Here is a 25081-nt window from a genome sequence, read left to right as displayed (position 1 = left end):
TAAATCTGCGCGCGCTCGGCAATTAAGCCGAGAACGACGAACCGCAACCGCAAGTCGTTGTTGCGTTTGGATTCTTGATCACGAATTGCGCACCTTCCAGATCGTCCTTGTAGTCGATCTCTGCGCCGACCAGATACTGATAGCTCATGGAGTCGATCAGCAGCTGCACGCCATTCTTGGTCATGGTCGTGTCGTCTTCGTTGACGATTTCATCAAAGGTGAAACCATACTGGAAGCCAGAGCAGCCGCCGCCTTGCACGAACACGCGCAGCTTCAGGTCTGGGTTGCCCTCTTCTTCGATCAGTTGTGCAACCTTGGCTGCGGCGCTGTCGGAAAAGATCATTGGCGATGGAATCGCGGTTTCTGGGATTTCTGCAACTGCATTCATATTAAGCTCCTGCTAATCAGCGGACAATGGAGTGATTATAAGGCTTATGGAAGAATCATGCATCGCCGCCGGCCGAAGCCGCCAGTTTGAGCACCGGCGCCTCTTCGGTCTGCCCGTGGCTGAGCTTGCCGGAGACCAACGCGCCGCCATGCATTTCCAGAGCCTTGTAATAGACATCTCCAGTTATGCGGGCTTTTGGCTGTAATTCAAGGAGCTCGACCGAATGCACATCGCCGATGATTTCGCCATTGACAATCAGATGCACGGCGCGGATCTCGCCGACGATCTTGGCATGCTCTGAAATGACCAGCACGCTGGGCTGACCAGCTTCAGCATTGATATTGCCCTTGATATGACCGTCAATACGCAGGCCGCCCTTGAAATGGACGTCACCGTGGATACTGGTGGAAATGCCGATAAGGCTGTCGATGGTGCTTTTGGATTTACGTCCCAACATGATTCACCTCACAAATTCACGGATTGCTGAGCTCGCATCTGGCCTCTTTCGAGAACGCGAGCCTGAATCGCCTTGATGGTTGCACCTTCGGGAAGCGTTAAGACTCCGTCAACCCGTTGATAGTACTTGAATGCGAGCTTGTAGCGCGCGAGATCCGTGGCGTTTTGCTCGGGGAAGTTGATAATAACACTTTTGCCGCCCTGCAACACTGTTACGCTGAACTGCAAATTACCGACGAACTGCCGCCCTTTTTCGCCCTGAATGGCGAGTAACTGGTAGCGCACCTGGTTCGGTGCAACAATCTCGGCTTTCAAACGCTGGATGGTGACGCCGTCGGCGCCAACGTTGGTCGGGAGCAAGCTTTGGAAGAATGAGAGATCTTCTTTCAGCTTAGCATTTTCCGCCTCCAGTGTCTTGATTTGTCCGGCCAGTTGCGCCTGCGCTGAACGCTCGATATTGAGCTGACTTTCTGCCGCATTCGCCGTCGTCGAGAATTGATCGCGCTCGGCATTGAGCTTTTTCACTTGCTCCGACAACGCCTCCACATGATCGCGCATGCCATCCGGATTCAAACCCGAGAAATTATTGCGCCCCAGATCGTAAGCCCACATCGCCATCGCCCCGCCGACCGCGATCACGATCACCAGGATCAGCGCACGCAGCGGCCACGGCATGTGGCGCTTGATGGTCATCTTCGGCGCAGAAATCGACATGCGCCGAACCCATAATTTATATTTCACGGTAATACTGGGACATGCATCAGACCGGTGGTTTCTTCCAGTCCGAACATCAGGTTCATACATTGCACCGCCTGACCGGATGCTCCCTTGACCAGGTTGTCCTGCACCACCAGTACGACCACCGTGTCGCCATTATCCGGGCGATGCAAGGCGATGCGCAGCATGTTGGAAGCACGCGTGGTACGTGTTTCCGGATGCGAACCGAATGGCATGACATCAACGAACGGCTCGTCCTTGTAAGCATCTTCGAACAAAGCCTGCAATGCAGCATTGTCGATATCTTTGGCCAGGCGCGCATACAGTGTGGAATGCATGCCGCGAATCATCGGCACCAGATGCGGCGTGAACAGCAGGCCGACTTTGTCGTCGGTCAGCTTGCCCAACTGCTCAAGGGTTTCCGGCGAATGGCGATGGCCCGACACGCCATAGGCTTTGAAGTTGTCCGATGCTTCCGAGAACAGGGTCGCGATTTCGGCCTTGCGACCGGCTCCCGAGACACCCGATTTGCAGTCGGCGATGAGATGCGACGCATCGATCACGCCGGCCTTCAACAGCGGCGCATAACCGAGTTGCATGGTGGTCGGATAGCAACCGGGATTGCCGATGAGGCGTGCCTTCTTGATGTTTTCGCGATTGAGCTCCGGCAAGCCGTAAGCAGCTTCTTTCAGCAACTCAGGGCAGCTGTGCGGCATCTTGTACCACTTCTCGAACGCGGCGATGTCCTGCAGACGGAAATCCGCCGCCAGATCGATGACCTTGACGCCGGCCGCCAGCAGTTCCGGCGCCTGCGCCATCGCAACACCGTGCGGCGTGGCAAAGAAAACGACGTCGCACTCGGTCAGTTTGGCATTATCAGGCGAGGAAAAAGCGATATCGACGCGACCGCGCAGCGACGGGTACATTTCGGCAACCGGCATGCCATCTTCTTTACGTGATGTCACTGCCTGCAGTTGCACTTGCGGATGCATGGCGAATATACGCAGCAACTCTACGCCTGTGTATCCTGTGCCGCCGACGATACCTACCTTGATCATGTTTTTTCCTTGCTGAAAGAGCGTGCCCGAGAGCGTTTTATTTTAACAGGAGAATATTTCTGTCAGATTACCCGAAACGGCACCGATTCAAAGCGCGAATAAGGCCGAAAAATGACTTCGATACTGAAATGAATTCCGAGCCGGCAAACCACTGAAAATGAACCGCGACGCCAGATCGCGCCCATCGATATGCATAAAACCAGCCCAAAAAATGCAAAAAGCCGCCAAGCTTGTCGCTGGCGGCTTTTCGGTGTGCTGAAAAAGCACGCGTCGTGATTAACGCTTCGAGAATTGCTTTGCGCGACGTGCTTTGCGCAGACCAACCTTTTTACGTTCAACTTCACGAGCATCACGTGTAACAAAACCTGCCTTGGACAGTTCTGGCTTCAGTGTTGCATCGTAGTCGATCAGAGCGCGGGTGATGCCGTGACGAACAGCACCAGCCTGGCCGGATTCACCACCGCCGTGGACGTTGACCATGATGTCAAAACGCTCGACATTGCTGGTCAGTTCCAGAGGTTGACGAATCACCATCAGACCGGTTTCGCGCGAAAAGTATTCATTCGCTGGCTTGCCGTTGACGACGATCTTGCCCGAGCCGGACTTGATGAAAACACGCGCCACTGCACTCTTGCGACGGCCGGTTCCGTAATTGTAGTTACCGATCATGTCTATTCCTTAGAGTTCGAGTGCTTTAGGTTGCTGAGCAGCGTGCGGATGGTTGCCATCTGCATAAACCTTCAGCTTCTTGATCATCGCGTAGCCGAGCGGGCCCTTAGGCAGCATGCCCTTGACCGCTTTTTCCAGCGCGCGACCTGGAAAACGCTGTTGCATTTTCAGGAAATTGGTTTCGTAGATGCCGCCTGGATAGCCGCTGTGACGGTAGTACGTCTTTTCAGTTGCTTTGGTGCCAGTGACACGCAGTTTGCCTGCATTGATAACAACGATGAAATCGCCGGTGTCAACGTGCGGAGTAAATTCTGGCTTGTGCTTGCCGCGCAGTCGGAGTGCCACTTCGCTGGCAACACGTCCGAGGACTTTGTCCGTCGCGTCAATCACCAACCACTCGCGCTTTACCTCGTGGGCTTTAGCGGAAAAGGTTTTCATGATGACTTCCTAATGTAAATAAATAAACGCTCAATTTGGCGGTTCTGCGACTACCGAAACGATGCTGATCCTATGCTTCGCGATGCTTCGTATTCGTCATACCAACGCAGACTCTTCCTTGTTGTCTTTCCAGAGCGCACGGAAAGCCGAGAATTATAGCCTTTTCAATGACTTAGCGTCAAACCCTTTGTTGGCTTAGCCGCGCGTCGTGGGCATTTCGGTACATTTGCCTATGAGGATGGATACGCGGAACCAATCGGCTTCGGACAAAAAAAACCCGAAACGAGGGTTTCGGGTTTAAATCCACACCAAAGGAGGAGGGTGGAGGAGACTCGGTTTGATTGCGTCGAAAACCTCAATCAGTGAATTCAATATAGCAAACGGAATTGTGCAGCGCAAGATTTAATTTCCCCTATATAGAGTATTTAAAAATTAAGGAAAAGTAAGTATTTTGCTGCTTTGCAATATGCATTTTTTTGCCTATTTCACTATGTCTCGCATCCATGAGATGCAAACCACATTTCCCGAAAAAGCTACAATAGCCGCCTCCCTCTAATTACCCTGCGAGAACGCACATGGAATGCACAGTACGCTGGACCGGCCTTTCCGGCATGACCTTCTTGGCTGAAACCGGCTCAGGCCACGTAGTGGCGATGGATGGCGCCCCGGATGGCGGCGGTCGCAACCTGGCACCGCGCCCGATGGAAGTGGTATTGCTCGGCACCGGCGGCTGCACGGCTTATGACGTGGTGGTGATTTTGCGCAAAAGTGGCCAGGATATTCGCGGCTGCGAAGTGACACTGAAGTCGGAACGCGCGGAACAGGATCCCAAAGTCTTTACCAAGATCCATTTCCACTTCACGGTACGCGGCCGCAATCTGAAGCCTAATGTTGTCGAACGCGCCATCAAGTTGTCGCACGACAAATATTGCTCGGCCTCGATCATGCTGGAAAAAACTGCTGAAATGACACACTCGTTTGAGATCGTGGATGATCTGAGCGATGAAGTACAGGTTCAGGCACAGCAATAACTGCCTGCGCCCTCGCCTTTTGCTGCAATTGTGCAATCTATGCAATTGCAGCAATGAGCGAAATGACGGACTCAAAACAAAACAGGGCTTCGCGCCCTGTTTTTTTATATGCGGTAAGCCACCGTTGTCATGACCTTGGACATTATTTTCATGACACCGCGAATTGGCGCCGGCATCTCAGCCGCCCCCAAAGCCTTTGCGGCCTTACCATGCTCCACTTCGTCCTTGCGCATCTGATCGACGATGGCGCGTGATTTGGCGTCTTGCGGCGGCAGCTTTTCCAGATGACTGATGAGATGCAGCTCGACCTGACGCTCGGTCTCGGCGACGAAGCCAAGATTGCGTGCATCGCCGACACGTGCAGCGATCGTACCGAGCACATACGAGCCCACGTACCACAAGGGATTGAGCAGACTGGTGTGCGAACCGAGCTCACGCAGGCGTTCGGCAGTCCAGGCCAGATGGTCTTCCTCTTCGATACCTGCATGCGCAAACTGCTGCTTCAGTGCCTGCGCCTGAGCAAAGCGACCTTGCGCATCATACAAAGCTTGCGCGCACACTTCCCCGACATGATTGACCCGCATCAGACCTGCACTGTGCAGTTTTTCTGCATCGCTCATGGCCGAGTCGCCGATCTGGGCCGCAGGATTCGGACGTGATGAAGCCACCACGCCGCTGACCACGCGCAAGGCCTTGTCCAGATCAGTAATCAGTTGGTCAACGAATTGCATGGATACAGATCCCAGTAAAAATTAATCCTGCGCAGACAAGAACAGCGGTGCCGTTCAGGCCATTTTCCAGCTGATTGTCTCACCGCCATTCAGCGGGACAACCGTTGCATCGCCCATCGGCAGTTCCGCCGGAATGGTCCAGTTCTCGCGGCGCAAGGTTACGGTTCCTTCATTGCGCGGCAGATTGTAGAAGGCAGGGCCGTTGAAGCTGGCAAAAGCTTCGAGCTTGTCCAACGCACCCGCCTGATCGAAGGCTTGCACATACAACTCCAATGCGTGCAGCGCAGTGTAGCAACCTGCGCAACCGCAGGCATGCTCTTTCAAACCCTTGGCGTGCGGCGCAGAATCCGTACCGAGGAAGAACTTGTCGCTGCCCGAAATTGCCGCGGCGACCAACGCCTGGCGATGTGTCTCGCGCTTCAGAACCGGCAGGCAGTAATAGTGAGGACGGATACCGCCTTTGAAAATTTCATTGCGGTTGTACAGCAAGTGATGTGCGGTAATCGTCGCCGCTGTAGGTCCCTCAGAAGCCATGACATAGTCAGCGGCATCCTTGGTGGTGATATGTTCGAAGACGACCTTCAACTCAGGCATATCCTTGCGCAATGGCGTCATGACGCGATCGATAAAAACAGCTTCGCGATCGAAAATGTCGATCGCCGGATCGGTGACTTCACCGTGCACCAGGAAAGGCATGCCGAGTTCCTGCAAGACTTCCAGCGTCTTGTAGCAGTTGCGAAGGTCTGTCACGCCTGCATCGGAATTGGTAGTGGCGCCGGCCGGATACAGCTTGACCGCCTTCACGAAACCGCTCGCCTTGGCCTTGCGGATTTCTTCCGGTGGCGTCTTGTCGGTGAGGTAGAGCACCATCAGCGGCTCGAACTTCACGCCGGCAGGCAGCGCGGCCAGAATGCGGTCGCGGTAGGCACTCGCCTGCTCGGTCGTGGTGACCGGCGGTTTCAGGTTCGGCATGATGATCGCGCGCGCGAATTGATGAGCGGTATGCGGCAATACGCTTGCCAGGGTCGCGCCGTCGCGCAAATGCAAATGCCAGTCGTCCGGACGGGTAATGGTCACTACGTCGCTCATCGCTCTTCTCTTCCTCTGAATTAATGCTCGTGCCAAGTGCACGCAATCCCGCTATTTTACCGCAAGGGCCGCCGCCTCCGAATTGCGGCACGTCAAATCCCTACCCTCAAACATAGGCCTTAAAAAACAAAAACCGCCGCGGCATGCGCCGGGCGGTTTTTGTTGAACGACTGAATTTGCCGGATCGAAGCGCAGAAAACCCGCTTCGGATGCGGCAGCATCGGCGTCTTAGTGCGTGATGATCTTGGCCAGGAAGTCGCGAGCGCGTTCCGAACGTGGCGAACCGAAGAAGTCGTCCTTCTTGCAATCTTCCACGATCAAACCCTTGTCCATGAAGATCACACGGTTGGCAACCTTGCGCGCAAAGCCCATTTCGTGAGTCACGACCATCATGGTCATGCCTTCTTGCGCCAGGCCAACCATAACGTCCAGCACTTCATTGATCATTTCCGGATCAAGCGCCGATGTCGGTTCATCGAACAGCATCGCGATCGGGTCCATCGACAGCGCGCGGGCAATCGCCACACGCTGTTGCTGACCACCTGACAATTGACCCGGGAACTTGTCTTTTTGCGCGATCAGGCCGACGCGGTCCAGATACTTCAGCCCCTTTTCAGTCGCTTCTGAAACACTGCGCCCCAGCACCTTAACTTGCCCGATGGTCAGGTTTTCGCGAATCGACAGATGCGGAAACAGTTCAAAGTTCTGAAACACCATGCCGATGCGCGCGCGCAGCTTCGACAGATTGGTCTTTGGATTGCCGACCGACACACCGTCGACGGTGATATCGCCCTTTTGGAACGGCTCCAGGCCGTTGACGGTCTTGATCAGCGTCGACTTGCCCGAACCCGAAGGACCGCAGACCACAACCACATCGCCCTTGGCGACGCTGGTGGTGCAATCGGTCAGAACCTGGAAGCTGCCGTACCACTTGCTGACGTTATTGAGTTCAATCATTTATTTCTCCTAATTCCTGAATACGGTATCAGCCGGCCACTCATCTGATAGGTGCTGGCCGGCCTGTGTCGGTTAGCGAATGATGGCGATCTTGTGCTGGAAGCGCTTCACAAATTGCGACAGCGCAAAACTGAGCACAAAGTAGACCACGGCGACGAACATGTACATTTCCACCAGACGACCGTCGCGCTGGGCGATCTTGGACGCACTCGTCACGAAGTCTGGCACCGAGCCCAGCACGTAGACGAGCGAAACGTCCTGAAACAGCACGATAGTCTGCGTCAGCAGAATCGGCGTCACGTTGCGGAAAGCCTGCGGCAACACCACGTTACCCATCATTTGCCAGTAGTTCATGCCGATTGCGTAGCCGGCAAAGACCTGGCCGCGCGGAATCGACTGAATACCCGAACGCATGATTTCACAGTAGTACGCAGCTTCAAACAAGATGAAGGTAATCAGCGCCGACTGAAACGCGCCGACCTGGATTGGTTCGCTGGCGCCGATTATCCAGGCGCCGATGAACGGCACCAGGAAATAGAACCAGAAAATCACCAGCACCAGCGGCACCGAACGGATCAGATTGACATAGGTCGTCGCAGCGAACGCCAGCGGCTTGTTACTGGACAAACGCATCATCGCCAGCAAGGTACCGATGATAACGCCGCCAACCATTGCCGACACCGTCAGCACCAGCGTGAACTTGAGGCCGGTCGTGATCAGGTAGAACCACGAACGCTGAATAATATCGAAGTCGAAATTAGAAAACATAGTTTAATGTCCTCCCGTACTGGAGCTGCCGGTCGTGATGTAGCCTGGCACGGCGGTAACTTTCTCCAGAATGCGCGCCATCAGCAGCGCAATAACGGAAATGATGATGTAAATGACAGTGGCCCCGGTCAGCGATTCAAACGTCTGAAATGTGAATTCGCGCATCGAGTACGTTGCCGCCGTCAGCTCCACCAGACCGATGGTCAACGCCACCGAACTGTTCTTGATGATCGCTGCGAACTCGTTGGTCAATGCCGGGATGATGATGCGGAATGCCATTGGCAGCAGCACGTAACGATACGTCTGTACGGGCGTCAGACCCAATGCGGCGCCGGCCATGCGCTGACCGCGCGGCAAGGCGTTGATACCGGTGCTGACTTGCACTGCGACGCGTGAGGAAGTAAAGAATCCCAACGCCAGGAACGCTGTAACAAACGATGCTTGCGGCAGACTCTTGAGCCAGTCGCCCAAGGCGGCAGGCACCACTTCCGGCATCACGAAGTACCAGAGAAACATCTGGACCAGCAGCGGAATATTGCGGAACAGCTCAACGTAGCCGTTGGCGATGCGAACGGCCCATGGTTTCTGAGTGGTACGGATAGTACCGACGATCGTGCCGAGAACCAGTGCCATGATCCAGGCCAGTACGGCCGTGGCGATGGTCCATTTCAGGCCGATCAGTAATGTATCGATGTAGGGGATGCCATCGGGAGACTGCTCCCAGAATATGCCCCAGTTCCAGTTGTAATGCATAGATGCCCTCGTCTTCTCGTCTCGACTCGTTTGCGATCAAGAATGCCGCATTGCCACGACATTCCCAGGCGGCCTGCGCCGGTTTTACATGAAGGTAAAAAACGGCTGTTCTGAGCAGGTCTTGCTTTCTTCGCCAACTTAAACAAAACGGGGGACAACTCCCCCGTTTCGTTTTTCATGCTACACAGCAATCAAATGCTGCGTTTTTGCCTTATTTCTTCTTCGAAGATTGCTTTTGCGCTTCTGGCACAGCTGCGTAAGCAGATGGTTCGCCGGAATCGGTAGGCTTGGCAAAAACAGCTTGCAGTTGCGGGCTCATCGGCACGTTCAGGTTGACGCCCTTCGGTGGGATAGGCGATTGGAACCACTTGGCATAGATCTTCTTGATGTCGTCGCCCTTGTAGACGTTGATCATCGCATCGTCGACCACCTTCTTGAAGGCTGTGTCGCCCAATGGCAGGATCAGGCCATATGGCTCAACCGACAGCGCTTCGCTGGAAACGACGTAGTCGCCAGGCGCCTTGGAGTTGGCAGCCAGCGAAGACAACAGAATATCGTCCATCACGAACGCGACTGCACGGCCGGTTTCAACCATCAGGAAAGCTTCGGCGTGGTCCTTGGCGGCCAGGATGTTCATACCCAGGTTGCGCTCAGTGTTCAGCGTAGTGATTTGCTTCAGGTTGGAAGTACCGGAGGTCGACACGATGGTCTTGCCCTTCAGGTCGTCCAGAGTCTTCAGGTTAGCGGCCTTCTTTGTCAGGAAGCGGTTAGCTGTAACGAACTCGGTGACGGCGAAAGCAACTTGCTTTTGACGTTCCATGTTGTTGGTAGCCGAATCGCAAGAGATGTCGGTTGTGCCGTTGGCGATCAGTGGAATACGGGTTGCCGAAGTCACAGGAACCATCTTCACGTTCAGCGAAGTCAGGCCTAGCTTCTTCTGGATCGCTGTTGCCGCCTTCAGGCACAGGTCGATCGAATAACCTTGATACGATTGCTTGTCATCGAGGTAGGAAAACGGGATCGATGCGTCGCGCACACCCAGTGTCAGCGTGCCGGTTTCTTTGATCTTCTTCAGACGACCGGTGAACTCTTCAGCGTGAACCGAGCCCATCAATACACTTGCCCCAACCAATACCCCTGCTAGCTTTAATAACTTCATGTGACCTCCTGGAAAAATTTTTACGTAGTGTACCAAAAGCCATTCTTCAAAAATAGTCTTCATTCCTGAAAAGAGGCTATTTTGCCTTTAAATTACCTTAGTTTTGAAAAACCTTCCTGCACTGCAGGATGCGGCTCAAAAAACATGATTTCATGCCGAAATTCCGCCAAATTCACTCATCAGCAACCTTGTCCGTCGGGTAGCGCAACGTATCGCGCAGCAGATACCCCATCGGCATGCCCATCGCGGGGATCGTGTCGCTGATCGGTTTGGTGAACCAGCGATCATAAATCTTGAAAATATCCCCGGACCGAATAATCTTCACCATCTGCAAATCCACGTACCGCTTGAACTCCGGATCCCCCTTATGCAACATGATGCCGTAGGGTTCCAGCGAGAGCGAATCGCCGACAACTGCGTAACGCTCAGGATGCGGCACCGACAACAGATACCTGCGCAACAACACGTCTTCCATCACGAAGGCATCCGCCATGCCCTTCTCGAGACTGTTGAAGGCCTCTTCGTTATAAGCCACCTCCACGATCTTGATGCCGAGAGAGCGGATATTGCTGCGCTCATCAATCTGCTTCACCATCGGTGTATTACGTGGCACCACTACGGTCTTGCCACGCAGGTCTTCCCAGTTGCGAATTCCCGAGCTGGCCTTCACCAACATGCGCACTGAAGCAAAAAAATGCGGCACGGTAAAGGTTGCAATCTTCCGGCGCTCAGCATTGTTCGTCGACGTGCTGCACTCCAGATCCGCCTTGCCCTGATCAAGTGCGATAAAACGCGTCACCGTATCCACTTCCATGAACTGCACCTGCAACTGCGGCAATTTGAAATCCTTTCGAATTCCTTCCGCAATTTTCCGACACAGATCAATCGTATAACCTGTCACCTGCTTGTCGTCATTCAAAAACGCAAACGGCATCGTTCCGTTCAAATAGGCAATGACAAACGTGTTGGTACGCTTTATTTTCTCAAGCGTTCCTTCCGCATGTGCCTGCGACGACATGCTGACACCGAAACTCCAAGCGATGACAGCCCAACAACGCAATACTTGCCTGATCGATCTGTTTGCCATTGACGACTCGCATGCCGGCCTTACGACCGGAGAAGTTTAATGAGCAAGTATCATGCCAGAAAACCAAGTAAGCAATCCTGCAATCAACAGCGTAATTCGCGGCCTTATCGTGCAGTTGAGGCCCGACAGGACGCATGCCACAACGCGATTGCGTGCACGTAACGATTTTCAAAAGGAATGTTTTTGCCGCTTTCGATAGACATTGCAAAAGCCTCCGCGCAATGGGTGCGCAGACCGCTTTGCAGCAAACGCAAAGGTGCTCGCGCCGACGACACCGTCATCGGCATGTTTCGAATGTTGGGCGTAGACGTCTCCTCCTTACGCACAAATCAAACGGTCACGGCATGCGCAAAAAATGCGATGAAAACGCAAGCGCGCTTTTCGCATTTTTCGTCAGACCGATGCAGGCACGCCTGCATACCGTCATTTATTCTTTCTATTTTCGTCGACAGAGAATGTTAATTTTTTATCTTCTCTGTCGACGCTTGTTGCGACTGCTTACTTCAACTACTTAGCTACTTATTTTTACTTGCCAGTTGCAGACTGCCGACTGCCGACTGCATCAAGGATAGAGACCGCGCATTTCACGCGCTTGCAACACACGAGTACATGCCACGATGAATGCAGCGGTACGCAGTGTTACCTTCTTATCTTCAGCCAGTTGCCAAACCGCTGCGAATGCTTCACGCATGATGCGCGTGAGGCGCAGATTGATTTCGTCTTCAGTCCAGAAGAAGCTCGAAAAATCCTGCACCCATTCAAAGTAACTGACGGTCACGCCGCCGGCATTGGCAATCACGTCAGGCACGATCAGCACACCCTTTTCAGTCAGGATGTCGTCGGCCGCCGGAGAGGTCGGGCCGTTAGCGCCTTCCAGAATGATCTTGGCGCGAATCGATGGCGCGTTGTTGACCGTGATTTGCTGTTCGAGTGCAGCAGGCACCAGAATGTCGCAATCGGTCGCCCAAAACTGGGCGCGGTCTTTGACTTCGTCACCGCCCGGAAAACCTTGAACGCTGCCATGTTGCGTAACATAGGCTTGCAGTGCAGGCACATCGAGACCGCTAGCGCGTACCACCGTCGTAATGTGATCTTGCACAGCAACGACCTTGGCGCCGGCCTCTGCAAACAAACGTGCAGCGATACCGCCAACGTTACCAAAACCTTGCACTGCAATGCGCGCCTCTTTGATATCAAGATTGCGCTTTGCAGCAGCTTCGCAACCGACCACAAATACACCGCGGCCCGTCGCTTCATGACGACCCAGACTACCGCCGAGCGAGATCGGCTTGCCGGTCACAACGCCCGATGACGTGCTGCCTTGGTTCATGGAATAGGTATCCATCATCCACGCCATGATCTGCGAATCGGTATTGACGTCTGGTGCGGGGATATCTTTGTTCGGTCCGATGATGATGCCGATTTCGCTGGTGTAGCGACGTGTCATGCGCTGCAGTTCGCCGCGCGACAACGTTTTCGGATCAACACGGATACCGCCTTTGGCACCGCCGTATGGCACGTTCACTGCCGCGTTCTTGACCGTCATCCAGGCCGACAGCGCCATCACTTCAGACAGTGTCACATCCTGGTGAAAACGCACACCACCCTTGCCGGGACCACGCGACGTATTGTGCTGCACGCGATAGCCTTCGAAGTGGGCGATGGTGCCGTCGTCGCGTTCGATAGGAACGTCCACGATCAGCATACGCTTCGGGCGCTTCAGGGTTTCCACCCAGCGCGCCAGCGAGCCCAGATAAGGGGTAACGCGGTCGATTTGTTCGAGATAATCACCCCATGGGCCGATGCCATGCGGAGTAAGGTAGGAAGGGACTTCGTGCTGCTTGACGGGTTCGTTCGACATGATGCAATCGCTCCTTGATGTTGCCACGCTTTAGCCATGCTGGCCGACGCTGCTGCAAAATTAATCAAACCGCGAAACTCAGGGTTACGTCATCCTACTCCTTCCGGAGTCGGAGTTGTCGCGCGATATTGCTTAATTTTTCAGCCACCGGCGAGGAGAAAGCCTCGCCAGGCGTGTGGACATCTCTGCACAGGAAAACCGTGCAAACCAGACTCCAGGGCACGCCATCGACAGCGACGCCATCGTAGGGCAATGCAATGCACCAACGCTAATGCTTTGTGCGCATGCAACTATGCAATCCATGCATAACCTGCAAACAGGCCTTGTACTACGTGCCTTTCGGCGGCTTTTTTGCCCGCGCAGCTGCATTCTTACGGTTCTCTTCCAGTTCCTGAAGGTAATCCCACAAGCGCGCCACCACCACTTTTCCGCTGCGCTGCGGTGTCGGCCGTTCACGATAAAGCCGGATCTCCATCTCGACTTCCCACTCGCCGTGAGCGCCATCGGCGCGCGCCAACTGCTTGTTGCGCACTTCACGCGTCACCGAAGACTCCGGCAGGAAAGCCACGCCATGACCTTCCAGCGCCATCATCTTGAGACTTTCGGACATGTCGGTCTCGTAGTGCTTTTCCAGATGCAGCGGCTTTTTGGCGTCGCTCATGATCAGTTCAACCATGCGCCCCAGATAGGCGTTAGGCGTATAGGACAGGAAAGGCAATGGCGACTTGGATGTTCCGGGAAGCACGTAGTCCGGCTTGCCGCTGCGATCACAACGCGAATAGGGACGCACGCTTTCATGCCCCATCGTCAGCATGTCGTAACGGCTGGAATCCAGTTGCACCGGCTGGCGCGGATGGTGATAGCACAACAGCAAATCGCAGCCGCCTTCGACGATGGTCATCACGGCGTCATGAACATTGAGCGCAATCAGACGCGTATTGAGCGCACCGAACCCCGATTCCAGAGAACTCAGCCATTTGGGAAAATAGGTCAGCGACAAGGTATGCGGCACCGCAAAATCGACCGTGGTCTGCTGGGCCGGCCGCTTGCCGCGCAACATGGCCCGCGTATTGTTGATCTGGCCGAGCATCTCCACCGCCTGCTCGTAGAACACTTCGCCTGCGGCAGTCAGTCGCGTCGGGTACGAAGTACGGTCAATCAGATCGGAGCCCAGCCATGCTTCCAGCGACTGGATACGCCGTGAAAAAGCCGGTTGCGTCACATGCCGCAATTCGGCCGAGCGACTGAAACTGCGCGTCTCAGCCAAGGAAATAAAATCTTCAAGCCATTTGGTTTCCATTCGTCCTACCCCACCTCAGGAGAGCATCATGCCGACATTGCGATACTGCGACATTGCTTCGTATTGTTTTAACTTACGCCAGTTGCAGCGATGGTGATGACTCTGACGCACCTTCATCTTCGTCATCATCCTTGGCTTGCTGCCTTGCCCACATCTGCGCATACGCACCGCCTGAAACCAGTAACTGCGTATGCGTGCCGCGCTCAATGATACGACCGTGTTCCAGTACCAGAATCTGATGTGCATCGACAATCGTCGACAGCCGATGTGCGATGACCAGTGTGGTGCGGTTCTGTGCGATCTCGCTCAACTGCTCCTGAATCGCCTGCTCCGATTTGGAATCAAGTGCGGATGTGGCCTCATCAAAAATCAGCACCGCAGGATTTTTCAACAGAGTGCGGGCGATCGCCACGCGCTGCTTTTCACCGCCCGACAATTTCAGACCACGTTCGCCGACTGTCGTCGCATAGCCGTCCGGCAGCGACTCGATGAAATCATGCACGTAGGCTGCCTTGGCGGCGGCAACAATTTCTTCCTTGCTGCTGCCGGGCTTGCCGTAGGCAATGTTGTACTCGATGGTGTCGTTGAACAGCACCGTATCCTGCGGCACGATGCCGATAGCCTGGCGCAACGACGCCTGCGTCACGTTGCGCAGATCCTGACCGTCAATGGTGATGCTGCCCGCGTCAACATCGTAGAAGCGGTACAGCAGCCGCGACAAGGTCGATTTTCCCGAGCCGCTGTGACCAACCACCGCCGTCGTGGTACCGGCAGCAATTTCAAAATCGACACCAAACAAAATCTGACGCTTGCTCTCGTAACTAAAATTGATATTGGAAAAACGCACCGCGGCGCCATCCGTCACGAGTGGTTTGGCGCTGGCCGTATCGGCGATTTCCTTGTTCTGCTCCAGCAGCGAAAACAAACGTTCCATATCGGCCAGGCTCTGCTTGATTTCTCGATAAATCACACCGAGGAAATTCAACGGAATGTACAACTGGATCATGAAGGCATTCACCAGCACCAGATCGCCCAGAGTCATTGTGCCGTTGATCACGCCCTGGGTTGCGCGCCACAGAATCAGCGTCACAGCGATGGCGATGATTGCCGATTGCCCCGAGTTCAGCAACGACAACGACGACTGCGATTTGATGGCAGCTGTTTCGTAACGTTGCAGTCCTTCGTCGTAACGCCGTGCTTCAAAATCTTCATTGCTAAAGTACTTTACCGTCTCGTAATTGAGCAGCGAATCGATTGCCTTGGAGTTTGCCCGCGAATCGAGATCGTTCATCGTGCGACGGAAATGCGTGCGCCACTCCGTCACCGTAATCGTGAAGATGATGTACAGCACCAGTGCGCCGCCCGTAATGACGGTGAACCAGATCTCGTAATGCAGCACCAGATAGACCATCACCAGACCGATCTCGATCAGCGTCGGCAGGATGCTGAACAACGCATACGACACGAGTGTCGATACGCCGCGCGTACCGCGTTCGATGTCGCGCGTCATGCCGCCGGTCTGACGATTCAGGTGAAAGCGCAGCGACAGCGAATGCAGATGGCGGAACACTTGCAAGGCAATCGTACGCACCGCGCGCTGCGTCACTTTCGCAAACACGAACTCGCGCAACTCGGTAAAGACGGTGGTTCCGAGTCGCAAGGCGCCGTAAGCCACCAGCAGCGACAGCGGCAACACCAGCAAAGCCTGAGGATTGTTCGGCCCGATCGTCATGCGGTCGACTAGTTGTTTTAGCAACAACGGCACGCCGATATTGGTCAGCTTGGCGCCGACCAGGAAGCCCAGTGCCAGCAGCACGCGCCATTTGTAGGTCCACAGGTAAGGCAACAGCGTGCCTAACGTTTGCCAGTCGCTATGAGCAGGAACAGAAGCGTCGCGCGCAGGCGGTGGAGACGAAGTCGAGTATTGACGCATGAAAGATAGTGATGAAAAAAATTTGTGCTTTTGTTTTATGGTGCGTGCGACGCAGGATGCGTGAGATGCGGTAGTCCTATAAACTAGGTCTTTTGCCATATCCACGCTTGTTCCACATTATAAGAGTCCGATGGACTTCACGCTTTTAAAAGGAAACGCAATGACAGCCCAGCATAACACCTCGCTGCCCGTAGGAAAGATGCCGCAGTTGCGCGTCATGCCGATGCCGGCCGACGCCAACGTCTATGGCGACGTCTTCGGCGGATGGATCATGGCGCAGGTTGATATCGCCGGTTCCCTGCCCGCCACCAAGCGCGCAAACGGCCGCGTCGCCACCATTGCGGTCAACTCATTCTTGTTTAAACACCCCGTCTTCGTCGGCGATTTGCTGTCGTTTTACGCCGATATCGTCAAAGTCGGCAATACCTCGATCACCGTGAACGTCGAAGTCTACGCCGAACGCAATCGACTCCAGACCGAAATCGTCAAGGTGACCGAAGCCACGCTGACCTACGTCGCCACCGATGAACACCGTCAACCGCGTGCCCTCCCGCCACTAGCGCCGGGCGACAGCATTCCGATCACCAGCGGTTTGCAGGAGCTGGGCGGTGGCTGGTCGGCAGCCTGATGCAGATTTGATGCCAAGCTAACTTCCCCGGGACAGGCCTGCCTGCTGCGGACCTGTCTTTTCATCCACCGTTAAGACATTCCCCATGACCTCCACTTCCGCACGTCCCGACGTCCTCATCGCCGCCAGCCTTCCTCCCCACCTGAGCCAGCGCCTGCATGAGCATTTCAATTGCCATGACATCAACACCCTGAGCGAAGCCCAACTGGCCGCCATTGCGCCATCCATCCGCGCCATTTCGTCCAAAGGCGAAACCAAGGTCACACGCGACTTCATCGCCCGCTTCCCGGCGCTGGAAGTCATCTCCGTCTTCGGTGTCGGCTATGACGGCGTCGATGCCGTCGCTGCGCGCGAACGCGGCATCGAAGTTACCAATACCCCCGATGTGCTGACCGACGACGTCGCCGATTTCGCCATGACGCTGTTGCTGTCCACCGCGCGCCAGGTCGTCCACGCCGACCGTTTCGCCCGCAGCGGCGAATGGAAAAAAGGTCCGCATGCACTGACCACCAAGGTCACCGGCTCGCGCCTGGGCATCGTCGGTCTGGGCCGCATCGGTAAAGCCATCGCCAAGCGCGCCGAGGCTTTCGACATGACGATTGCGTATCACAACCGCTCGCCGCAAAGTGACGTCAGCTACCGCTATGTGGCCGATCTGAAAACGCTGGCATCCGAAGTCGACTTCCTCGTGCTGTCGATGCCGGGCGGCGCAGGCACACGTGCATTGATCAATGCCGAGATCCTCGAAGCACTCGGCCCCAAGGGCTTTCTGATCAACGTGGCGCGCGGCTCGGTGGTCGATGAGACAGCGCTGATCAAGGCACTGCAGGAAGGCAAAATTGCCGGCGCCGGTCTCGATGTGTTCGAGAACGAACCCAATGTGCCGGAAGCATTGGCCAAGCTCGACAACGTCACGCTGACGCCGCACATGGCCAGCGGTACCGTGATCACACGCACCGCCATGGCGGATCTGGCGTTCGAGAATCTGCAGGCGCACTTCAGCGGCAAGCCGCTGCTGACGCCGGTACCTCGCTAAAAGACGTATCACAATGAGTACAACCCGACTGATCGCGCTCGACTGGGGCACAACGTCGCTGCGTGCCTATCGCCTCGGCGACGACGGCGTGGTGCTCGACAAGCGCGGGCTACCGTGGGGCATCATGAACTTGCCCACGATTGATACAACCGTGGGCGACGGCAACAACAATAGCAGCCGCGACGCAGGCTTCGTCAGAGCATTCGACGAAGCCTGCGGCGATTGGCTACGCGATGCGCCGGGCACACCGGTCATCGCCGCCGGCATGGTCGGCAGTGCACAAGGCTGGCGCGAAGCCGCCTATGTCGACATGCCGCTGGCAGTCGCCGACGTCGGCAAGCAACTGACGCGCGTCGAGATTGCCGCGGGACTGGTGCTGCACATCGTTCCCGGCTTGCTGCAACGCACAGGGTTACCCAACGTCCTCCGCGGTGAAGAAACGCAAGTCGTCGGCGTCCTGGAGTCGCTGGAAGGCGATGCCGAAGTCCTGATCGGCCTGCCCGGCACGCATTCGAAATGGGTGCGCGTACAAGCGCGGCGCATGACACATTTCGATACCTTCATGACCGGCGAGGTCTATGCCGTGCTGAGCCAGCACACCATCCTCGGCCGCACGATGGAACGTGGCGATGAACCCGATAATGCGGCCTTCGAACGCGGCTTGCGCGTGGCGCAAACCGAAGAAGGACGCGCCGGTGTGCTGTCCAATATTTTCAGCAGCCGTACTCTGAGCCTGGTAGGCGAACTGTCGCCGCGCAGTCAGCCTGATTATCTGTCCGGACTGTTGATCGGCCACGAAATCGCTGCCTTGAAATCCACGCGGGAAGCTGCCGGCTGTGCGCCCTCCCCGCACATCATCCTGATTGGCGACGACAAGCTGTGCGCCCGCTATCAGGCCGCCCTGAATCTGTACGGCCTGAATCTGAATGGCATCGACATCGCGGCGCAAGCCACCGAAACCGGCTTGTGGAAAATTGCCCTGCAAGCCGGACTGCTGAGCTAAGCTCAACTGAGTTCAACCGAGTTCAACCGAGTTTCAGCATCACTGGAGAAACACCATGTTAAAAGAAGCACTGAAACAATGCGGATTGATCGCGATCCTGCGCGGCATCCGTCCTGACGAAGTCGAGAGCATCGGCAAGGTTTTGTATGACGCGGGTTTTCGCATCATCGAAGTGCCGCTGAATTCCCCCGAACCCTTCGAAAGCATTCGCGTGCTGCGCAACGCACTGCCGGCCAGTTGCATGGTCGGCGCCGGTACGGTGCTGTCGCCGGCGCAGGTGCTGCAGGTCAAGGATGCAGAAGGGCAGTTGATCGTCATGCCGCACAGCGATCCCGAAGTGATCCGCGCTGCGACTGCCGCCGGGCTTGCCAGCGCACCGGGCGTGGCGACGGTGACCGAGGCATTCGCCGCACTGGCTGCAGGTGCGGACATCCTCAAGATGTTCCCCGCTGAGCAGCTCGGTCCGTTAGTGGTCAAAGCCTGGCGCGCGGTGATTCCGGCCAATGTCATGCTGGTGCCGGTCGGCGGCATCACACCTGCCAGTCTCAAGGAATTCGTTGCAGCCGGCGCATCGGCATTCGGCCTTGGTTCTGCGTTGTACAAACCCGGCATGAGCGCAGAACAGGTGAAGCAGAATGCAGAAGCCTTCGTCAGCGCGTGGAAGCAAACCCAGGCCTGATTCGATTGAGCCTGACTGGCTGCACGGCCATAAAAAAACGCGACCGGCAAGGTCGCGTTTTTTGTTTGTTCTGCTGAGAATACTCAAGCTGAAAATCAGGCAGCCTTCTTCTCTTCTTTTTTCTCATCGCGCAATTCGCGACGGAGAATCTTGCCAACGTTGGTCTTTGGCAGCTCATCCCGAAACTCAATGTACTTCGGTTTCTTGTAGCCGGTGAACTGCTCCTTGCAGTAAGCCATCAGTTGCTCAGCATTCAGCGACTTGTCCTTGCGGACCACGAACAACTTGACCGCTTCGCCGGTATGCTCATCCGGCACGCCGACGCAGGCGCATTCCAGTACGCCCGGATGCGCAGCCACCACGCCTTCGATTTCATTCGGATAGACGTTGAATCCGGACACCAGAATCATGTCCTTCTTGCGGTCAACGATGCGGGTGTAACCGCGTTCGTCCATGATGCCGATATCGCCGGATTTGAAGAAGCCGTCCGGCGTCATGACCTTCTCGGTTTCGTCGGGACGATTCCAGTAGCCGGCCATTACTTGCGGTCCGCGAATCGCGATTTCTCCGGGCTGGCCGAGGGCCACAGGCTTGCCGTCGTCATCGAGAATCGCGATGTCGGTCGACGGCAGCGGCAGGCCGATGGTGCCCGTGTATTCTTCGATGGTGCAAGGATTGGCGCTGGCAATCGGCGAAGTCTCCGACAGGCCGTAGCCTTCGATGATGGCGCAACCGGTGACCTTCTTCCACTTGTCAGCCACCGACTTCTGCACCGCCATGCCGCCGCCCACGCAGCAACGATAGCCGGAAAAATCCAGCTTGGTGAAATCAGGATGATTCAGTAGCGCGTTGTACAGCGTATTGACCGCCGGGAAAGTGTTGACCTTGTACTTGCCCAACTCTTTGATGAAGCCTGGAATATCGCGCGGATTGGGGATAAGCACGTTGAGCGCGCCTTCGCGGGTGCCGAGCATGTTGCAGACCGTCAGTGCGAAGATGTGATACAGCGGCAACGCACAGATGAAGACCAGTTGATCGAGTTTGGCGCCTTGCTTGAGCGCCGGCATCAGCCACTCTTCCGCCTGCAGCACATTGGCCACCAGGTTGCGATGCGTCAGCACCGCGCCCTTGGCGACGCCGGTAGTACCGCCGGTGTATTGCAGGAAAGCGATGTCGTCGTGACCAACATCAATCGGCGCAGGTGTTTTGCCTTCGCCCAGCGCGAGCGCCTTCTTGAAAGTAATCGACTGCGGCAACGAGAAAGGCGGCACCAGCTTCTTGACGTGGCGCACCACCAGATTCACGATCGCGCCCTTGAGACCGCCCAGCAGCTCGCCCATGCTGGCGACGACGACGTGTTTGACGTCGGTATTGGCGATTACCTTGGCCAGCGTGCAGGCGAAGTTTTCCAGCACGAAGATAGCTTCGGCGCCGGAGTCTTTCAACTGATGTTCGAGTTCGCGCGGGGTGTAGAGCGGATTGACGTTAACCACCGTGTAACCGGCGCGCAGGATGGCGGCAATGGCGACCGGATATTGCAGCACGTTGGGCATCATGATCGCTACGCGAGCGCCCTTTTTCAGGCCGGTACTTTGCAACCATGCGGTCAGTGTGTTGGACATCTTGTCCAGCTCGCCATAGGTCAGGTACTTGCCCATGCATGCATAGGCATTGCGGTCTGCGTATTTAACAAAGGCCTCGTCGATCAACTGAACCAGCGAGCGGTAGCGGCCTGGGTCGATGTCGGCTGGGACGCCTGCGGGGTACGATGCAAGCCAGAATTTATCCATATTGTTCCTTTTGTCTCCGATTCAGAGCGGCAGCCTGGCTGTATTCTCAGGACTTGGATGCACGCCGCAAAAAAAGCACGGTTGTGTTTTTATTTATTGCAGATGCTATCCACCAATCTCATTAAGGGCAAGTATTTTGAGAAAATTTAAGAAAATTTTCTTGTTTTGCCGACCAGCCGAACCTACCGGCTGATACCTTGCTCCATCTTTTCCAAACTGGCAACTTTTTCTGGCGATACCGGGCAATTTTCAAAAATAGTCAATGCAGCAACAACATTTTCACGTCCTCGCCCTACCGTACTTCACCGCCCTCACCACTTTAGCACCGGCGACATTTATTTTGCCGCTGTCGCGGATGTTGCCTGCAAACGATCCAGCTGCTCGTCGCGCTGCGGCTTGTCCAGCTTGGCCAAGGCCTTCACACGTTCGAAGAAATCGGCGAAATCGCGGCTCTGGCGGAATAAGGTGCGAAACGCCGGTACGCGGTCGTGATAAGTACCTACCAGCGCCAGATGTGCGTTTGACAACGGCATGGCGAACCAACGGTCATAGCCGCTGAATCCGCCCCAACGCACTTTGAGTTGCTGATACTCGGCGCGCAGGGCATCGAAGATCGCCGCCTTGCGCTGCAGCTTGTCGGCGTCGTCTGCATCGCTCTCATAGTTGGCATCCAATTGAGACCGGTATTTCAGCAGGAGTTCCAGAAAGTCTTCCTTGCGTGCGGCAAAGACGCGGTAGGCCTGCGCCAGCTTGTCGTCGTGCTGCGCCTGCAGCCAGCGATCAAGGCCAAGTTCCTCCACCGTCGTGGCATAGGATTCGTTGAATTGCGAGTCGCCTTTGACGTAGACCACCTGATGGCCAAGCTCATGAAAAATCAAACGCGCCAGTTCGCCATCGGGATAATTGATGAAAGTCGACATCACCGGATCGTTGAACCAACCCAGCGTCGAATACGCGGGTACGCCCAACACCTGTACGTCATAGCCTTGCTTGACCAGATCATCGGCGTAATCCTGGGCGTCCTGCCGGCTGTAGTAGCCGCGATAGTCGACGCAACCGGCAATCGGGAAGCACCACTGCTTCGCCTTCAAGGACAAGGCCGGCGCCGCCACCACGTTCCATACAACAAAGGGACGCTGCAGTTGTGCATAGTTCTTGTAGCTGCCATTGTCCGGCAGGGATAGTTGCTGCACCGCGAAGCGGCGGATCTCGCGCACGGTCTGCAACTTCGCGCGCAAACGTTCGGAGGTCGCCGGATCGGCCAGCCAGTCATCGATCGGCTTGGCCTGCGCCAGCAGCGAGAACTGCCCGTGCGCCGCCTGTGCGTAATACCCGAGCGACGAACAACCGGCCGCCAGCAGACACGCTGCTGCTGCGCCGGCCATCAAAACAATTTTTACTAAGCGCTTCCTGCGCATGCTTCCACCTGCACCAGGACGTCGTAGAACGTCGGTGCATTACCCATGTCGGTCAGACGCTGGCTGGTCACTTCGTTGGCGTTCTTGCCGTCGGCGGAAAATTTCTTCCACCAGATCGACAATCCGACCACCAGGCCGGGACGTGCTTTCGGCGTCACGCGCACCTTGGCCAGCATGCTGCCGCGATCGTTGAAAATGCGTACGGTTTCACCATTTGCAATGCCGCGCGCGGCAGCGTCATCGGGATGCATATCCAGATGCGGCTCGCCTTCGGTATCGCGCAGACTCTGTACGTTGACGAAAGACGAGTTGAGAAAATTGCGCGCCGGTGGAGAGATCATCGCCAGCGGATATTTTGCGGCCAGCGCCGCATTGCTGGCGACCGATTCATGCGGTGCGATGTACGTCGGCAAAGGATCAAAACCATCGGCCAGCATTCGCGCCGAATAGAACTCGCACTTGCCCGAAGGCGTGCCGAAGCCACCGTTGGCGAACGGCGCTGCCGGCATGTTCAAACGCTGCCAGCCCTTTTCCTTAAGACGCGTCCAGTCGTAATCGGCGGCACGCTCGTTGCTGCGATCAAACGCCTGTTCCGCAATCGCATTATCGCTGTCCTTGAAGCAGTCGTCGTCGAAACCCATGCGCGCTGCCAGCAGACGGAAGATTTCCGTATTCGGTTTCGACTCGCCCAAGGGTGCGATGGCAGCGTTGTTCGCCATCATGTAGACGTGGCCGTACGTGGCGTGAACGTCGACGTGTTCCAGTTGCGTTGTCGCCGGCAAGAGGATGTCCGCGTAGTCGGCGGTATCCGTCTGAAAATGCTCCAGTACCACCGTGAACAAGTCCTCGCGCGCAAAGCCTTGCACGACCTTGCCCGACTCGGGGGCGACTGCGACCGGGTTGGAGTTGTAGACGATCATGACTTCCACGCGCGGGCCGAAGTCCGCAGAACTCTCGCGCAGCAGATCGTCGCCGATGGTACTCATGTTGATCGTCCGTGTAGCGACGCCATGCTGATGCAAAAAATCGGGACGCTGAAGGAATGCACTGTTCTTTGGAAACGAATCCGACGTCGACAATTGCAAACCGCCGCCGGCATGCCGCCATGCGCCGACCAGCGCCGGCAGGCAAGCCAGATTGCGCACTGCCATGCCGCCGCCGTGCACGCGCTGCAAACCGTAGTTGGCGCGAATCATGGTGATCTCGCCACGTTGCGCTGCACCGCCGTATTCGCGTGCCAGCTGAATGACTTCGTCGGCGCTGATGCCGCAGACTTCTGCCACACGTTGCGGTGGCCATTCCTGCACGCGCTGCTTCAATTGATCAAAGCCCAGCGTATATTGCGCGATGTAATCGGTGTCGAGCAGGCCCTCGTTGATCAGCACATGCATCACGCCCAAAGCAAGCGCGGCATCGGTGCCCGGTAGCAGCGCAATGTGCTGATGACATTTGTCCGCGCTGAGCGAGCGATACGGATCGATGGCGATGAGTTTGGCGCCGCGTCGTTTTGCTTCTTGCACGCGCGTCCAGAAATGCAAATTGGAGGCAATCGGGTTGCCGCCCCAGATGATGATCAGCTTGGCGTCTTGCACGTGTTCGGTATCGGCGCCGATGCGCGTACCGATGGTGTATTTGTAGCCCACGCCACCGGCCGACGCGCAAATCGTGCGATCAAGCAGCGAAGCGCCGATCTTGTTGAAGAACCGCATCGACATCGATTCCCCCTGCACCAGGCCCATGGTGCCGGCATAGCTGTATGGAAGGATGGCTTGCGGATTGCGCGCAGCGATGTCTTTCAGTCGTGCGGCGATGGTGTCCAATGCTTCGTCCCAGCTGATGCGCTCAAACTTGCCCTCGCCCTTCTTGCCGACACGCTTCATCGGATGCAGCAGGCGTTCCTTGTGATAAGTGCGCTCGGTGTAACGCGATACTTTCGTGCACAGTACGCCTGCCGTGGTCGGATGGGCCGGGTCGCCACGGACTTCGGTCGCAACGCCATCCTTGACGGTGACGAGCAAGGCACAGGTATCAGGGCAGTCGTGCGGACAGGCGCCGCGGACGATAAGGGGATCAGAGTCTGGAGAAGCTGGGTTGGGTACGAAATTCATGACAATGTGGAAACTGAAGGCGAA

24 protein-coding genes are annotated in these 25081 nt (G+C 56.0%); 5 read left to right on the top strand and 19 right to left on the bottom strand.

All coding sequences use genetic code 11. The annotated features are described in order from the left end of the window. Nucleotides 1-22: 22 nt before the first annotated feature. The 6 genes from erpA to rplM all read right to left on the bottom strand — a co-directional run bounded on the left by erpA (nt 23) and on the right by rplM (nt 3726). Nucleotides 23-388: an iron-sulfur cluster insertion protein ErpA gene (erpA, locus tag PQR63_RS21965; protein ID WP_408170143.1), complete on the bottom strand. Its 366-nt coding sequence runs from the start codon at nt 386-388 to the stop codon at nt 23-25. A gap of 55 nt (nt 389-443) precedes the next feature. Continuing rightward, entirely contained in the window at nt 444-845 is a 402-nt protein-coding gene (locus PQR63_RS21960; RefSeq protein WP_016832797.1) for a bactofilin family protein, read from the bottom strand. Between the two features lie 8 nt (nt 846-853). Next, the gene (locus tag PQR63_RS21955) at nt 854-1558 is read right to left on the bottom strand and encodes a DUF6776 family protein (protein ID WP_408170140.1); all 705 of its coding nucleotides are present in this window, start codon (nt 1556-1558) and stop codon (nt 854-856) included. 23 nt (nt 1559-1581) lie between these two features. After that, the gene (argC, locus tag PQR63_RS21950; RefSeq protein WP_408170138.1) at nt 1582-2619 is read right to left on the bottom strand and encodes an N-acetyl-gamma-glutamyl-phosphate reductase; all 1038 of its coding nucleotides are present in this window, start codon (nt 2617-2619) and stop codon (nt 1582-1584) included. Between the two features lie 276 nt (nt 2620-2895). Then, complete coding sequence (rpsI, locus tag PQR63_RS21945) at nt 2896-3288, bottom strand: 30S ribosomal protein S9 (protein WP_016832800.1); 393 nt, start codon at nt 3286-3288, stop codon at nt 2896-2898. 9 nt (nt 3289-3297) lie between these two features. After that, nucleotides 3298-3726 (bottom strand): 50S ribosomal protein L13, encoded by a 429-nt coding sequence (gene rplM / locus PQR63_RS21940; RefSeq protein ID WP_016832801.1) that lies wholly within the window; start codon nt 3724-3726, stop codon nt 3298-3300. Nucleotides 3727-4301: 575 nt separating this feature from the next. Between rplM and PQR63_RS21935 the strand changes: the two genes are divergently transcribed. After that, a complete protein-coding gene (locus PQR63_RS21935) occupies nt 4302-4757 on the top strand; it encodes an OsmC family protein (RefSeq protein WP_094562712.1) in 456 nt (151 codons plus the stop codon). Between the two features lie 104 nt (nt 4758-4861). Here the strand turns inward: PQR63_RS21935 and coq7 are convergent, their stop codons facing one another. The 10 genes from coq7 to PQR63_RS21885 all read right to left on the bottom strand — a co-directional run bounded on the left by coq7 (nt 4862) and on the right by PQR63_RS21885 (nt 16395). Then, on the bottom strand, nt 4862-5488 hold the full coding sequence (coq7, locus tag PQR63_RS21930) for a 2-polyprenyl-3-methyl-6-methoxy-1,4-benzoquinone monooxygenase (protein ID WP_408170135.1): 627 nt from the start codon (nt 5486-5488) through the stop codon (nt 4862-4864). Between the two features lie 54 nt (nt 5489-5542). Then, entirely contained in the window at nt 5543-6577 is a 1035-nt protein-coding gene (gene pyrC / locus PQR63_RS21925) for a dihydroorotase (protein ID WP_408170133.1), read from the bottom strand. Nucleotides 6578-6805: 228 nt separating this feature from the next. Continuing rightward, nucleotides 6806-7534 carry an amino acid ABC transporter ATP-binding protein gene (locus tag PQR63_RS21920; protein ID WP_408170131.1) on the bottom strand — a complete coding sequence of 243 codons (729 nt, stop codon included), beginning with the start codon at nt 7532-7534 and terminating at the stop codon, nt 6806-6808. A gap of 72 nt (nt 7535-7606) precedes the next feature. Beyond that, nucleotides 7607-8302, bottom strand: coding sequence for an amino acid ABC transporter permease (locus PQR63_RS21915; RefSeq protein ID WP_408170129.1), 696 nt, complete (start codon nt 8300-8302; stop codon nt 7607-7609). 3 nt (nt 8303-8305) lie between these two features. Further along, complete coding sequence (locus PQR63_RS21910) at nt 8306-9055, bottom strand: amino acid ABC transporter permease (protein ID WP_408170127.1); 750 nt, start codon at nt 9053-9055, stop codon at nt 8306-8308. Nucleotides 9056-9266: 211 nt separating this feature from the next. Beyond that, nucleotides 9267-10214, bottom strand: a complete 948-nt coding sequence (locus PQR63_RS21905; protein ID WP_094562703.1) for an amino acid ABC transporter substrate-binding protein — start codon at nt 10212-10214, stop codon at nt 9267-9269. Between the two features lie 172 nt (nt 10215-10386). Continuing rightward, entirely contained in the window at nt 10387-11301 is a 915-nt protein-coding gene (locus PQR63_RS21900; protein WP_408170125.1) for an amino acid ABC transporter substrate-binding protein, read from the bottom strand. A gap of 562 nt (nt 11302-11863) precedes the next feature. Next, nucleotides 11864-13162: a Glu/Leu/Phe/Val family dehydrogenase gene (locus PQR63_RS21895; RefSeq protein ID WP_408170123.1), complete on the bottom strand. Its 1299-nt coding sequence runs from the start codon at nt 13160-13162 to the stop codon at nt 11864-11866. 328 nt (nt 13163-13490) lie between these two features. Further along, complete coding sequence (locus PQR63_RS21890) at nt 13491-14462, bottom strand: LysR family transcriptional regulator (RefSeq protein ID WP_408170121.1); 972 nt, start codon at nt 14460-14462, stop codon at nt 13491-13493. A gap of 73 nt (nt 14463-14535) precedes the next feature. Further along, nucleotides 14536-16395, bottom strand: coding sequence for an ABCB family ABC transporter ATP-binding protein/permease (locus tag PQR63_RS21885; protein ID WP_408170119.1), 1860 nt, complete (start codon nt 16393-16395; stop codon nt 14536-14538). A gap of 160 nt (nt 16396-16555) precedes the next feature. Between PQR63_RS21885 and PQR63_RS21880 the strand changes: the two genes are divergently transcribed. The 4 genes from PQR63_RS21880 to PQR63_RS21865 all read left to right on the top strand — a co-directional run bounded on the left by PQR63_RS21880 (nt 16556) and on the right by PQR63_RS21865 (nt 19741). After that, nucleotides 16556-17023, top strand: coding sequence for an acyl-CoA thioesterase (locus PQR63_RS21880; protein WP_408170117.1), 468 nt, complete (start codon nt 16556-16558; stop codon nt 17021-17023). Nucleotides 17024-17108: 85 nt separating this feature from the next. Next, nucleotides 17109-18059: a 2-hydroxyacid dehydrogenase gene (locus PQR63_RS21875; protein ID WP_408170115.1), complete on the top strand. Its 951-nt coding sequence runs from the start codon at nt 17109-17111 to the stop codon at nt 18057-18059. Between the two features lie 13 nt (nt 18060-18072). After that, nucleotides 18073-19062, top strand: a complete 990-nt coding sequence (locus tag PQR63_RS21870; protein WP_408170113.1) for a 2-dehydro-3-deoxygalactonokinase — start codon at nt 18073-18075, stop codon at nt 19060-19062. A 55-nt stretch (nt 19063-19117) separates the two neighbouring features. Further along, nucleotides 19118-19741, top strand: coding sequence for a 2-dehydro-3-deoxy-6-phosphogalactonate aldolase (locus PQR63_RS21865; protein ID WP_408170111.1), 624 nt, complete (start codon nt 19118-19120; stop codon nt 19739-19741). A gap of 95 nt (nt 19742-19836) precedes the next feature. Here PQR63_RS21865 and PQR63_RS21860 read toward each other — a convergent pair whose 3' ends face one another. From PQR63_RS21860 to PQR63_RS21850, 3 genes are all read right to left on the bottom strand, one after another. Then, the gene (locus PQR63_RS21860) at nt 19837-21531 is read right to left on the bottom strand and encodes a long-chain fatty acid--CoA ligase (protein ID WP_408170110.1); all 1695 of its coding nucleotides are present in this window, start codon (nt 21529-21531) and stop codon (nt 19837-19839) included. A 335-nt stretch (nt 21532-21866) separates the two neighbouring features. Continuing rightward, complete coding sequence (locus PQR63_RS21855) at nt 21867-22949, bottom strand: aminopeptidase (RefSeq protein ID WP_408170108.1); 1083 nt, start codon at nt 22947-22949, stop codon at nt 21867-21869. Next, nucleotides 22931-25057 carry a molybdopterin-containing oxidoreductase family protein gene (locus PQR63_RS21850; RefSeq protein WP_408170107.1) on the bottom strand — a complete coding sequence of 709 codons (2127 nt, stop codon included), beginning with the start codon at nt 25055-25057 and terminating at the stop codon, nt 22931-22933. The genes PQR63_RS21855 and PQR63_RS21850 overlap by 19 nt, the downstream gene beginning before the upstream one ends. Nucleotides 25058-25081: the final 24 nt, after the last annotated feature.

It is taken from the genome of Herbaspirillum rhizosphaerae (assembly GCF_046025915.1).
In the GTDB taxonomy this organism is placed as follows: Bacteria; Pseudomonadota; Gammaproteobacteria; order Burkholderiales; family Burkholderiaceae_D; genus Herbaspirillum; species Herbaspirillum rhizosphaerae_A.
The sequence above is the reverse complement of the archived record's forward strand: the minus strand, read 5'-3'. Positions and strand labels throughout refer to the sequence as shown.

Coding starts and splice junctions, on each gene's coding strand:
- erpA (WP_408170143.1), bottom strand. CDS start 388: ATGAATGCAGTTGCAGAAATCCCAGAAACCGCGATTCCATCGCCAATG.
- PQR63_RS21960 (WP_016832797.1), bottom strand. CDS start 845: ATGTTGGGACGTAAATCCAAAAGCACCATCGACAGCCTTATCGGCATT.
- PQR63_RS21955 (WP_408170140.1), bottom strand. CDS start 1,558: ATGTCGATTTCTGCGCCGAAGATGACCATCAAGCGCCACATGCCGTGG.
- argC (WP_408170138.1), bottom strand. CDS start 2,619: ATGATCAAGGTAGGTATCGTCGGCGGCACAGGATACACAGGCGTAGAG.
- rpsI (WP_016832800.1), bottom strand. CDS start 3,288: ATGATCGGTAACTACAATTACGGAACCGGCCGTCGCAAGAGTGCAGTG.
- rplM (WP_016832801.1), bottom strand. CDS start 3,726: ATGAAAACCTTTTCCGCTAAAGCCCACGAGGTAAAGCGCGAGTGGTTG.
- PQR63_RS21935 (WP_094562712.1), top strand. CDS start 4,302: ATGGAATGCACAGTACGCTGGACCGGCCTTTCCGGCATGACCTTCTTG.
- coq7 (WP_408170135.1), bottom strand. CDS start 5,488: ATGCAATTCGTTGACCAACTGATTACTGATCTGGACAAGGCCTTGCGC.
- pyrC (WP_408170133.1), bottom strand. CDS start 6,577: ATGAGCGACGTAGTGACCATTACCCGTCCGGACGACTGGCATTTGCAT.
- PQR63_RS21920 (WP_408170131.1), bottom strand. CDS start 7,534: ATGATTGAACTCAATAACGTCAGCAAGTGGTACGGCAGCTTCCAGGTT.
- PQR63_RS21915 (WP_408170129.1), bottom strand. CDS start 8,302: ATGTTTTCTAATTTCGACTTCGATATTATTCAGCGTTCGTGGTTCTAC.
- PQR63_RS21910 (WP_408170127.1), bottom strand. CDS start 9,055: ATGCATTACAACTGGAACTGGGGCATATTCTGGGAGCAGTCTCCCGAT.
- PQR63_RS21905 (WP_094562703.1), bottom strand. CDS start 10,214: ATGAAGTTATTAAAGCTAGCAGGGGTATTGGTTGGGGCAAGTGTATTG.
- PQR63_RS21900 (WP_408170125.1), bottom strand. CDS start 11,301: ATGGCAAACAGATCGATCAGGCAAGTATTGCGTTGTTGGGCTGTCATC.
- PQR63_RS21895 (WP_408170123.1), bottom strand. CDS start 13,162: ATGTCGAACGAACCCGTCAAGCAGCACGAAGTCCCTTCCTACCTTACT.
- PQR63_RS21890 (WP_408170121.1), bottom strand. CDS start 14,462: ATGGAAACCAAATGGCTTGAAGATTTTATTTCCTTGGCTGAGACGCGC.
- PQR63_RS21885 (WP_408170119.1), bottom strand. CDS start 16,395: ATGCGTCAATACTCGACTTCGTCTCCACCGCCTGCGCGCGACGCTTCT.
- PQR63_RS21880 (WP_408170117.1), top strand. CDS start 16,556: ATGACAGCCCAGCATAACACCTCGCTGCCCGTAGGAAAGATGCCGCAG.
- PQR63_RS21875 (WP_408170115.1), top strand. CDS start 17,109: ATGACCTCCACTTCCGCACGTCCCGACGTCCTCATCGCCGCCAGCCTT.
- PQR63_RS21870 (WP_408170113.1), top strand. CDS start 18,073: ATGAGTACAACCCGACTGATCGCGCTCGACTGGGGCACAACGTCGCTG.
- PQR63_RS21865 (WP_408170111.1), top strand. CDS start 19,118: ATGTTAAAAGAAGCACTGAAACAATGCGGATTGATCGCGATCCTGCGC.
- PQR63_RS21860 (WP_408170110.1), bottom strand. CDS start 21,531: ATGGATAAATTCTGGCTTGCATCGTACCCCGCAGGCGTCCCAGCCGAC.
- PQR63_RS21855 (WP_408170108.1), bottom strand. CDS start 22,949: ATGCGCAGGAAGCGCTTAGTAAAAATTGTTTTGATGGCCGGCGCAGCA.
- PQR63_RS21850 (WP_408170107.1), bottom strand. CDS start 25,057: ATGAATTTCGTACCCAACCCAGCTTCTCCAGACTCTGATCCCCTTATC.